An 11,740-nucleotide genomic window follows, 5' to 3' on the forward strand; every position below is an offset into this window, starting at 1 on the left:
TGGCGGCGGGAAAATAGAATTACCGGATCATTAAAAACAGATCTTTAGTAACGACAACTTCCGAGCCGCCGTCTTCGGCTTTTCGGTTGATCGAAAACTTGATATCTTCGCGAACCGGAGCGTCAGTTGAAGTGGGCGTAATTTTCAGTGTAATCTCGCTACCATCCTGTTCGATTTGAGAGATCGTAAAATTATCAGCAGATTTAGGAAATTGAACCAGTTCGAGCACATCAGACTGTTCTGCAAAAAGCTTTACGGTTTTGGGCTCAGCCGTTGAACCACTCTTCCAAAAAAGAATTCGAGGCGTTACTGACAACAACGGCTGAATGTTTGCCATCATGTCCAGTTCAATCGGATTCGAGCCGGTGTAGTTGGTGTAAACCAATATAGTTTTCTTATGGTTTCCTTCGCGATCACCGAAGGTAAAAGTAGCGGTCAAGCTTCCGGATTCACCCGGTTCGAATACCTTCTTCTCCAACGCCGCAACCGTGCAATCGCACTTCGTATTCGTTGAAACAATTTCAACTGGCTTATCACCGGTATTCTTGAACTTGAACTCAGTGATCATTTCCCTGGCCCCAATTGGAGCATCCCAGATGTCGCGTGTTTCCTCAAACTGAAGCTCAGCCTTAAGACTAGAGAATCCCAGCAGAGCTAAGAAAGTGAATTTGATTACCTTGCTCATCTTGTTTCCTAAAGAAGTCGAAAATTGGAAAAAAGCGCTCCCCTGGTGGGGAGCGCTTCGTAAAGATTCATGTGCGGGATTAGCTGCGGCGGCGACGCATTGCTGCCAGACCGAGAACTGCGACACCAGCAATCATTGCGTACGTGGAAGGCTCAGGAACAACGATGTCACCAGTAACTTGGAAGTTGTCCAATTGCAATGAACCGAAATTGTCGATCGTGCCAAAGGTGCCACGGAGAACAACACCGTCACCGAACACAATGCCAGAGTCGAGAGTAACCGTCTCCAACTCACCGCCAGATGCTACAGTGCTGCTGGTTGTGGTCGTAACTCCAGTGGATTGAAAACCGGCACCCGAGTCGTATTCCCATGTAATGGAGATACCATTGCCAGCGTTCGTTAGACCGGCAGCAAAGCTCAATACAACATTGTTGAATTGAGTTCCCTCGCCAGCAACGAGAACGAATGACGAATTCGATGCATTGAAGGAGAAACCATTAGCAAAACCGACTGAAGCAGCAGGAGTCAGAGACATCTGGTTGTCGATTGTGCGAGATGCGATCGTGGTGTTCTTGTTGACGTTGGTCCCATTGAAAGCAGCGCCACCGACAACACCATCAATGATATTTGTCGAGCCATTGGAGCCGTTCCAATAGATGGCACCGTTCGAATTGTTGGTGCCATCACCAGACAAGTCTGACCAGTTAGCAGCAACGGAACCGTTGGTCGGAGCAGTGAGGTTACTCAAGTCCCAGCCAGCAATCAGCTGAGCGGCTTGAGCAGAGCCAGCAGTCGCTGCAACGACGGATGCAATTAGAATAACTTTTTTCATATTAATTATACTTTTAAATTGCTGACTCCAGCGCCGAAAGTGAATCCAGCGCTGGAGCGCAGCATAAATCTAAAGAATCAGATTAGAGGTTTTGGCCTACAGCATTGTCGACGAGAACACCGCTGGTGTTCAGTGCGGTCCAACCGGTGGTCCAGAGAGCAGCGAAAGCATTCGGCTCGAAAGCACCTGCATAATTCACTTCGTCGAAGAACAGGTTGGTGTAAGGTACCAAGTAAGCTGCATTTTGAGCGTTGCCAGCAGGTGTCGGAACCGGGTTCAGACCGTTTGCGATGGTCTGGTTGTAGGTGCCAGGAGTCCCGAAGACACCGTAGCCAGGGTCGGCGATGGTATCAGCGCCACCGATACGATTGAGCGTGCATGCCGGGTAGCCGGTGAAGCCGCCGGGTTGGCCAGTTGCATTCAGGATGTTGGTGGTCTCAGCGGACTCACCAACGTTAGCTGCAGTGTTGTCGCCAACGTTGAACCACATGGTGCCAGCGACACCGAAAGTTCCGGCAACCATCTGGTCATACGGAAGCTGGCTAGGGAACTGGGCGAAGGTAGCTACACCAGCCGAATCGTTGTTAACTTCGAACAGACCATTCTGGTCGGCGCGGAAGTTAGCAATGATGGAGTTGTTGAGCTGACCGCCCCAACCACGACGCATGCGAACAGCGTGACCGATCGTTTCGATTGGGTTGCCGTCACCGCTACGTGAGCCCCAGATAGTGGCATTGTAAATAGTTGGGTGAGTCGTAGGCTGAGCAGCGTCATTGAAGTTGTCGTCGTCGGAGCCGGAGTCACAGCAATCGTCACCGTCCCATTCGCAAACGTTGTCGGTGGTGATGTCGTTATCGAGGCCGGAAGCGAGGAGGAAGGCGAACTGAATGAGGCCGGTGTAGCCTTGGTCCATGTCGAGGCCGTCATCGTCAACGTAGCTGATAGCAATATTCTTCAAAGCCGCAGTGCCACCGAAGATTTCGATACCATCGTCACCGGAGCCATAGATTTCGATGTTGGTCAGCTGAGTGCCATAACCAACGCCACCTACGGTCAGACCCTGGGTTTCAGAGTTAATTGAAGTCGCGTCACCAGAGTAGCGGATCGAAACGTAGTCGAGGATGCCGGAGCTGTCGTTCGGGATCAAGCCACCGTAAGTCGTGCGGTAGTCTTCGATAACGAAACCTTCGATGAATGCTTCACCAGATATGCCAGTGTCAACAGCACCAGTGTTGGTCGGTGCATAACCGAGGAGAACGAGCGCGCCCCAAAGGTTCACATTAGGAGCCATCGGGTTGTTCTTCGGATCGGCGTCCATAAAAGTGTCACCAGCGGTGTAACGCTCGCCGTTTACATCAGCAGCAGTGGTGAAGATGATCGGATTGCTGGCGGAACCGTCAGCAATGATCTCAGCGCCACGGGAAACGCAAAGAGCGCCAGGACCGTTGGTGCCATCGCGAGGCTGGCCGCGAACCACGACACCAGGCTCAATGGTGATCGTATTGCCTGCGTTAACAAAAGTAAGACCTTCCAGGATGTAGGTGCTGTCGGCGAGTGTTGCGCCAGCGGTCAGAGTTAAATCTCCAGTGATTTCATAAACACCGGTAGATGGGTTGGTTACGACCCCGAAATTTGCGGGAGTAATTGAAGTCTGAGCAAAGGCAGCGCTTGCCGTGCCGAGACCCAATACAGTGAGGAGGGTTTGTTTATTCATTTATAGATGATGTGACTATAGTTAGGAGAGAAAGCTCAATTCTAGAGCCTAATTGAATCAACATGAAGGCTGTCAGGTTACATTCGTGTAAAATGGCAGCCGGAGACCCCTAAAAGTTGTAATCCAAGGCAACTCGGTAATTCTGCCCGACCTTATAGCTCAGGCGATCAATCGTCTCATCGACAAAATCATTCGAATAGTAGATTGAGCGCTTCGTATCGGTAATATTGCTTACCGCAAATTTAAGAGTCAGGTTTTCTGTAATTCGTTGCTGGAAAGTCAGATCCAACTGATAGTATGATCCAGTGAATTGGTCTACGGAGCCATTACTACCGGAGCCAACGCCGGTCAGCACGTCACTCTGAGAGAACACTGAAAGCGTCAATGTCGTCCCCAAATCCGGGTGCGAAAATGTGACATCCGCATTCACGATCCACTCTGGCTGGTCAAACAGACGTCGGTCTTGCGGCTGTCGGTTGTTACCATTGGGAGGGCCATCGTTGCCCACAAACGGACCACTCGGAATCCCGTTCGATGTGTATCGGAAGTATGACTGCCAAACTGATTCCGGGTAGGCAACCGTGGCGTCAATCATTGTCCAATTAGCGCCAATGGAGACATACTTAAGATCCTTAAAAAAGTTAGACAGACTCGTTCTGGTCTCCAGCTCAAACCCCTTCACGATTGCGCGATCAGGATTATTAATGAACGACAGGAAATCGACATTACCGGGGGCTCTTAAAAGAACTCGCTCAATCGGATTCTCGACATTCTTATAAAAGACACTGGCAGCGATCAGGTCGCCATCTCCAAACCGATATTCCAAACGCGCATCATAACTCTCGACCGGGCTCAGTTCCAACGTCGGGTTACCAATAATCAGGTCTCCCGTTTCCAGCTCGGTAGAAAAATACGGAGCCATTTCGCGGAACGACGGGCGGGCAATCGTTTTGCTGTAGCCTGCACGGAAAGTGATATCATCCGTAATATCATAGGTCATTGAAACGCCCGGCAACACTGCGTCACTTCGGATATCCCCCTGCTCATTAGGATTGGTCCATCCCAAGACCTCGCCGTTGGTGGTCGGACCTGTGAAGCCAGGAGGAGGCGTTTCCAAGCCTGGCAAAGGCGTATTGAGAATCTGATCCAGTGTATAAATACCAAGTTCAGCGTCACCGTTCGCCGTCATTCTAAGATCTTCAAAACGAGCGCCACCAGTAAACTTAAGATTATCAAAGACCGGCAAGGTTAGCATTCCGTAAAATGCGTTAATCTTTCGGGTGTTATTGGCGAAAGAAGTATTGGTACCCAAATTGGTGTTATTCGCCGCATCAATGTTTCGCACGAGCGCGTACTGCAACTCTTCTGGTGTTTGAAATACTGCAGGCTCCCCTCCCGTCTTAGGTATGTTGTTGTTCGAGGGATAAATAAGCTCGATTTGGTCGGTTCGGCGGCTGGCATTTTCGTAATACATGCCGGAACGGATTTGACCATCCAAGTTATTGAGGAACTCAAGCTCATAGGTTAAATCAGCCCTGGCACCGTAGACATCCTCGTCGATATCCCGCCAGGTTTGTGTCAATGGGCTGATGCCAGATACCACGTTGTCGGGAAGCCAATAACCTTCAGCATCAGGGGTATTACTTCCTGGATAGGCACTGCCATCATCGATTTGATAAGCATACTCAAATGTCGTTTGTCCCGGCGTGTCGCTGCTGGTAGTCGCATAGGAAGCGCCCCAAAATATTTCCAAGTCATTCAACTCCTCAATCAAGTGCTCACCGTTGAGCTGATAAGCTTTAAGATTACGCTCTTCGTAAGAGATTGTATCCTTATTGAAAAGCTGATTGCCATCATCTTGCTGCCCAACGAGGACGAATCCATCCGCCTGAGAATTGGAAGTTAAGTCGGTAACCTGATTCCCGGTTTGGCGAAATTGGGGAGGTAAGCTGCCATTACTTTTTCGCTGCACAAAATCCTGAGAATTTTGACTGAATAGGTAGTTGAAGGACAACTGGTTTGTGCCTTCCGGATCAAGATCAAAGGCAAAGCCACCCAGAGCAGCAATTTGGACAGTACCTATCGAATTTTCGACGTCATACCTCACGTCACTGGCAGCCAGTTCACGGTTATATAAAGAACCGGGGATGAACTCCTTCAAGTTCGCATTAAACCGAGCCAGGAATCTGTCATAAAGCGGAGTCCCAGGCGGAAAGGGAATAACTTCGCTCTCGAACCCTGGGACAGCATTACCCACACTGTAGCTGCTCGCGCCATAGCGATCCTGCTGAACGCCAAACTGAGTTTTGTAGCTGCTGTCATAGGACGCAGAAGCGATCACCCCCAAGTTGCGACCAAAAACCTTGGTTGTATCACCAAATCCCAAAGAAAATTTACCACCCACGGGCGCATTGCCGGGCTGAGCAATAAAAGTTGGGCTGGGCAGATTCAGCTGGTTCGCCCTGGATCTGCTGGTGCCGGGGTTCATGGGGCGGCTCCCTTTGCCAAACCCGAACAAGTCATCGGTGGAGCTGTTGGGATCCCTCAGATAGGAGTCCATGGCATTGCTGTTAAAACGAGCGCCAGCACTAAACCAAGTGGTAAACTCTTCCGGATAAGCCTTGGTGTTGAGCTCGAAAGCCGCACCCGAAGAGTTACTTGGCATGTAGGGCAGAAACTGCTTGTTCGTAACAACGCTGTCGATGATCGAAGTGGGGAATAAGTCCAGTTGCAACCCTTGGCGCAAGGGGTCAGGACTGGGCACCGGAAGGCCATTGACCAAAGTACTGTTATAGCGATCGCTCAAACCGCGAACTACGGCGAACTTGCCCTCCACCACGTTGACGCCCGGCAGGCGCTTTACCACGTCGGCCAAGTCGGTTGCTGCATACTTGGAAAAGTCTTCCGAGGTAAGAAAATCCATTGAGCCCGCGGAGTCCCGTCGAAGATCATCCATCGCGATTCGGGAGTCGGTAACAAGCTCGCCTCCCGCAGCGAATTCTTCTAATTGGAAGACCTCTCCGGCTTGTTCCGCAGCAGTCAAGGAAGTGAGCTGCACATTGACCCGATTGGCGGAATTCGCCAGCACCTCAAAGTCCTTCACTTCCTCTTCCTTGTAGCCATCTTCAACAACGAGGATAGTGTAAAAGCCAGCTGGGATATCCGTAAAGCGGAACTCCCCCTCTTTGTTGGTCACCGTCTTTTCCTGCGGCTCGTAATCATCTGCCTCTGCGGCTGCTTCGGCACCTGGCCAAAGCAACACTACATTTGCGCCACGCACAAACTTACGCTTCTCTGGATCAAAGACTTGGCCAATGATATTACCGACCCCTGCGGATTCTCCCGTGTAAGGCGCAGGTGCAGCAGGCTGCTTAGCATCAACGACCTCGACATCGTTGAAAGGTTGATCCTCAGTTTCGCTGGCTTCCGTCCCCTGCGAATAAGCCGCAATAGGTGCCAGCAGAATTCCCCAACACGCGAGTGTCGTCAAACAAAGTAGCTGTCTGTTAAAAATAGAGTTAAATCGCTTCATTGAGCATTAGAAAGAGTTTTCCGGATATCCGCATCTTGGGATATTCCGCGTTGTAGCTCAGAAAATTTGGCATCCAAATCGTCGCCGTTTTCCAACTTGATGGGGTCGACAACCGTGCGACCATTCTTATCGATCACTGCCATCATGGCACCCTCGGGTTCGTGGTTGAGGATCGTCCGATAGGGCTTGGCCAAGGGATAAACCAGAGTCAGGCCCGGGTATTCGTAAGCAATGAGCTCCAACAGGTAATCCTGAACATTGTGCTCATCCGGAATCAGCATGAGGCAGACATTCGATGGCAATTCATTGATGCCTTTTGAATCACGCATCCAAGACAAAATCTGCTGTCCCTCGTCCGATGAATGATCGAGATAGAAAATCAGGAAGTAGTCCTTATCGTCATATACTTTAATCGGAAGCGTCTGGAATCCGGTTGGCTTCGCCGCCATCAGCTTAGTATGGAACTGAGCAGTCCAGTTTCCGAGATGTCCCCAATCACGCACACCACGAAGTTCCTTCGAACGATCCACGAAATCAGTCTGGGCAATCGGAAGTTGGATGACGCCGTAGCGACCAAAGTCAATGAGTACATCGTCACCGACCAGACGCACGACGAAGCCCAAACGACCAGGCTTAATTGTTTGGCCGTTCAAGGTTTCTTCGACGGGCTCATTCACCGTGACGCGATCTGGCCACCATTCAGACCGAACTTGCAGCTCGGCGTTTGCTGGTTCTACGTCGGCGCTCACTGCACAGACTGCGCCGAGTAAAACTAAAATACTCAATATACTTTGCTTCATAACGATTCCGCTTGGCGCTGGCCAACCGTGTTGTTTTCAGAATTTATGACTTTTTCCTTTTTCGTGAGCGCAGTAGAATTCAGTGGCAGCATGGAAGGTCTTGGAGGTTGAACGGTAGCTGGTCTGGCCAGTAGCTGGTCTCGGATTTCATCCGTTTCGCCAACAACCAGTGTTTCGCCTGCGCGGGATGAGAGCGCGCGGCGTCCCCCTGGGTGTTGCTCCGTCACTGGCTCCTCACTCGCCTTCCCCACAACAATGCCACCAACTGTTGGTTCGGTTTCAATCTGCGGAACCAACGCGTTGTTGGCACTTCGTGGTAAGGAGCGCGGTTTACGTTCCACCACCGGCTCTCGATCAACAAAGCTCATACCAATCTCCGTAGGTTTTTCCAAACGCAGCACATGCTTCTGACCTTCGGCAAATACAACGGCTTCTCGCGAATTCGGCCTCCACTCAGAGGCATAAATCAGTCGGTTCTCCGTCTCGCCTACGGGCAGAACTTTGGTGGTTCCTGACGGCGACCGCACCGTGGCAAACACTTGGTCATCAATGCGCGTGACTCCCTGTAGCGTGTAAGCTTGTGCCAGCAGACCAGAACATGCCGCCGTCATTCCCAATAGAATAACGCTGCCTTTGCTGATCCAACTATGCACGAGGTTAAACATAAAGCTCCTAGCGGTTTACCGCGCGCTCAAGCTGTGCGAGGTAACGCTCGATGCGCGGCTCTTCCTTGATGCTCAAGGCGCGCTTAAGCAGGATAATTGCGTCGTGGTATTTACGCTTATTCGCCAGCATTTGCGCGTGCTTGACTAACGCCTGGTATTCGAACTCCTCAATGGATTCAGCCAGTTCGATGTAATAAATGGCGCGTTCCAGGTCTTCGGCTTCCGCCGATTTGCTGTAGAAATCCGCCAGTTCGATCAGAGCCTCCCCGTTAGTGCCGTCACGCTTAACGATATCCTTTAGAATCGCAATGGCCTGCACTTCATCACCCAATGAACGGGCATTTTTAGCCTGAAGCGTGAGCACCGTAAGCTCCTGCTCAGTCGTGAGCATGCCAGCATACTGGCTCTTAACTTTTTCCAGTAACTCCGTGGATTCCTCAGCAGCACCGATTTGCTGCAGGAGACGGGCGGCGCGTATTGCGCTCGGATAGCCCGCAGAAGTTTTATCGTTGCCGATTGCCGACTCATAAACTTCCAGTGCTGCCTCGGGCATCTGCATATTCAGGTAGATATCGCCGAGCAACAAAAGCGACTCGCGCTTGGCCGTGCCCAGCGAACGAACTGCCTCCAGATTAATAGCGGCTTCCATGGGCTTTCCCTGCCCCAGGTAGGCATTAGCTTGGAGCATCCAAAGCATGGAGTTATTCGGCTGCTGCTTGATCAATGTATCAAACAAAGAGACCGCCTCGTTATAGCGTTCTGTCGCCAAGAGAGTGCGCGCCAGGCCTAACTGCCAGTCGACCACATCCGGCTCTTGTTGAATGGCGTCACGATAGGCTTCTTCGGCAGCAAGGTAGTTGTCCGTGCTCAAGTAAGCATAGCCGATCAATCCGTTGGTACGACCATCGTGTTCGCCCAACTCCGATGCGCGGCCGAGATGCTTTTGTGCATTGGCAAAGTCCTGATCCTGCAGATAGAGCAGCCCGATGTTCTTATGTGCGCGAAGAAACGACGGGTGCTTCTCAATGGCCATCAAGTAATACTTCTGCGCCTCTTCAAGCTTGCCCTGTTGGAAATACAAATTGCCCAGAATGAAGATCAAGGCGGCGCTGCTGTTGTCATTGATCTTTAGCTTCAACTGTTCGGCCGCAGCGTCGGGATCGGCCTTCATGATTTCGATCAAATCACCGAGCACGACGATCTCTTCCTGGTTCACTTTCGGCTCCAATGAAGGCATGAAACCATAGCTGCCCAAAAAGCGCTTCTGCCACTCAGGATCATCCATCACCTTGGGAGCCTCTAGCATGAGGTCGGTCTTCGACTGCGCCGCGAGCGGCAGCGCCATGGCAAAACCAGCAGCCAGCAATGCGGTGTACTTTTTCATGTTTGAATAATTCATTGGATATTTATCGGAATTGGCAGGTTCGCTTTAGCCTTCACCTTGCGGCCTTGGAAAGTGGGCGCAGAAAACTTGCGCCGGCTGATTTCCTTGAGAACAAAATCATTGAATTGTGGCAGATCGGATTTGGATACTTCCGCCTTGGTCACGTTGCCTTCTTCGTCCAGCTCGATGTAAACCACGACGCGACCGGAAACTTTCTTTGTGCGCAGGCTGCGCGGATAATTGAAAGCGCTTTGGTCAATCAGTTTCGGCGGCTCATCCAGCTCGGAGAAGTCGATGAAATCTTCCGTGCCCAGATCACCGGCATTAGCGGCAGTCGTCGGCAGCGCGAAGTCGCCGGCCAAGCTACCACCGGTGCCTGGATTCAGCACCAGGTCCATCTGCTCCAGTGAAAGGTCGGGCGGTGGCTCCTCCATCTCGGGTGGCGGCTCTTCCTCCGGTGGCTCTTCCGGTTCTGGTTCTTCGATCTCCTCGAACTCCGGCGGCGGGAACGCTACCATCACTTCCTGCAGGTCGTTCTGCGGCGGCTTGATGTTTCCCACCAGTGGCGCAATGGCCATCAATACAAACAGGAAGGTGGAAAACAGTACGCCACACGTCATACCAAGAGGCAGGTCTGTTTTGGCGGTGGGAATTTTAAAACTTTGATGCTTACGATCAGACATGGATCAGCCCCTGAAAGTTGAAACGCTAATTTTCTTGGCACCGGCATTTTTCACTTCGCTATAAACTTTGGAAAAAGTGCCGTGCTCTGCGTTTATGTCCGCCTGGATGATCACCGGTAAATCGTTCTGTTTGATCTGCTGCTTGACTTGCGATGCGACCCCGGAAACGCCGATTTCCTTACCGCCATAAACAACGCGGTTATCGGAAGTGATCGCGATGATGATACTATTCTTCTCCAAGTCAGCATCGGTAACCGCATTCGGCTTGATGATTTCAACACCCGGCTCCTCGACGAAAACGGTCGTCACAATGAAGAAGATCAGCAGAATGAAAATACAGTCGATCATGGGAGACAGATTGATCTCTGTTTCCTGATCCGGCTCGTCGTTGATGCTGCGTCCCATAGAAAATTAGTTGGTCGTGGTGTAGCTCAGTTGGTTGGCACCGGCTTGCGAAGCCTCGTCCCACACCGAGATGAAGAGACCGTGGCTCGCGCGTTCATGGCTGCGGATCATTACGGGCGTATCCGCATCGACCATGCCGTCCTTGACGCGGTTTTTCACTTGGCTCAGCGGAATCTCCTGCCCATCGATCATGATTTTATTATTGGCGGTAATCTCCAGGGCGACCGATACACTGTCGTCGTTGTTGGCCGAGGCGGCGGCGGCGTCCGGCTTGTTCACCTGAAGTCCGCTTTCCTCGACAAAGACAGTCGTCACGATGAAGAAAATCAGCAGGATGAAGATACAATCGATCATCGAAGACAGGTTGATCTCAGTCGCCTCTTCCCCCTCTGCAAGTATGCTGCGCTTGGCCATATTAGTCGATTTTTAGCTGGCTGAGAGTCAAGCACTCCAGCCGGGTGATATTGGCTTCCAGCCCGTGCTTTTGCCGTTGAATAATCATGACGATGAATAGACCAGGCAGGGCGATGATCAGACCGGTCAGCGTGGTCAAGAGCGCTTCAGAAATACCCGATGCCACCACACCAGCCGTCTCACCGCCTCCGCTAGTGGCCAAGCCAAGAAACGTTTGCAACATACCAATGACCGTCCCCAACAGCCCGAGTAGAGGAGCCGTTGCGACCAGCGTATTAACAAAGCGAACACGCCGGTCCACGAGATTGAGCGTGGCCATGCGCACTTCATCAAAACGGTTGCGTACCTGCTTGGCTGAGCTGGTGTCAGTTTGCGTGTAGCGGATAATTTCCGCAACGCGCCCTTCCGCCTTCTCGGGGGATTGCACCCACTGCGCCCATTGAAACTCGTTGCGCTTATTCAAGCTGGTGCGGCGAACGTAGAATATAAGCTGGAACGCCTGAGTGTAGAGCAAGCATGCGAGGAAAAACAGCGGATACATCACCGTCCCACCGCTTGCCCATACATCAAAAATTTTCTCTAGCGTGACACCTTCCATGGTGGTCGTCCTGAATAAAGATTTAGAA

General features: G+C 51.5%; 11 protein-coding genes. All 11 read right to left on the reverse strand.

The window, feature by feature from the left end:
* Positions 1-19 precede the first annotated feature (19 nt).
* A complete protein-coding gene (locus O3S85_RS11235) occupies positions 20-685 on the reverse strand; it encodes a DUF1573 domain-containing protein (protein ID WP_269540414.1) in 666 nt (221 codons plus the stop codon).
* 79 nt (positions 686-764) lie between these two features.
* Complete coding sequence (locus O3S85_RS11240) at positions 765-1,517, reverse strand: PEP-CTERM sorting domain-containing protein (protein ID WP_269540415.1); 753 nt, start codon at positions 1,515-1,517, stop codon at positions 765-767.
* An 82-nt stretch (positions 1,518-1,599) separates the two neighbouring features.
* Positions 1,600-3,231: a hypothetical protein gene (locus O3S85_RS11245; protein ID WP_269540417.1), complete on the reverse strand. Its 1,632-nt coding sequence runs from the start codon at positions 3,229-3,231 to the stop codon at positions 1,600-1,602.
* A gap of 109 nt (positions 3,232-3,340) precedes the next feature.
* Entirely contained in the window at positions 3,341-6,763 is a 3,423-nt protein-coding gene (locus tag O3S85_RS11250; protein ID WP_269540419.1) for a TonB-dependent receptor, read from the reverse strand.
* On the reverse strand, positions 6,760-7,563 hold the full coding sequence (locus tag O3S85_RS11255; RefSeq protein WP_269540421.1) for a hypothetical protein: 804 nt from the start codon (positions 7,561-7,563) through the stop codon (positions 6,760-6,762). Before O3S85_RS11255 ends, O3S85_RS11250 begins: the two co-directional genes overlap by 4 nt.
* The gene (locus O3S85_RS11260; RefSeq protein ID WP_269540422.1) at positions 7,560-8,228 is read right to left on the reverse strand and encodes a hypothetical protein; all 669 of its coding nucleotides are present in this window, start codon (positions 8,226-8,228) and stop codon (positions 7,560-7,562) included. Before O3S85_RS11260 ends, O3S85_RS11255 begins: the two co-directional genes overlap by 4 nt.
* 7 nt (positions 8,229-8,235) lie before the next feature.
* The gene (locus O3S85_RS11265; RefSeq protein WP_269540423.1) at positions 8,236-9,612 is read right to left on the reverse strand and encodes a tetratricopeptide repeat protein; all 1,377 of its coding nucleotides are present in this window, start codon (positions 9,610-9,612) and stop codon (positions 8,236-8,238) included.
* Positions 9,613-9,623: 11 nt separating this feature from the next.
* Positions 9,624-10,295 (reverse strand): energy transducer TonB, encoded by a 672-nt coding sequence (locus O3S85_RS11270; protein ID WP_269540425.1) that lies wholly within the window; start codon positions 10,293-10,295, stop codon positions 9,624-9,626.
* Positions 10,296-10,298: 3 nt separating this feature from the next.
* Positions 10,299-10,700, reverse strand: coding sequence for an ExbD/TolR family protein (locus O3S85_RS11275; RefSeq protein WP_269540426.1), 402 nt, complete (start codon positions 10,698-10,700; stop codon positions 10,299-10,301).
* 6 nt (positions 10,701-10,706) lie between these two features.
* Positions 10,707-11,114, reverse strand: a complete 408-nt coding sequence (locus O3S85_RS11280; protein ID WP_269540428.1) for an ExbD/TolR family protein — start codon at positions 11,112-11,114, stop codon at positions 10,707-10,709.
* A gap of 1 nt (position 11,115) precedes the next feature.
* Positions 11,116-11,712 (reverse strand): MotA/TolQ/ExbB proton channel family protein, encoded by a 597-nt coding sequence (locus O3S85_RS11285; RefSeq protein WP_269540430.1) that lies wholly within the window; start codon positions 11,710-11,712, stop codon positions 11,116-11,118.
* Positions 11,713-11,740: the final 28 nt, after the last annotated feature.

The organism is Cerasicoccus sp. TK19100, from assembly GCF_027257155.1.
GTDB classification, from domain to species: Bacteria; Verrucomicrobiota; Verrucomicrobiia; order Opitutales; family Cerasicoccaceae; genus Cerasicoccus; species Cerasicoccus fimbriatus.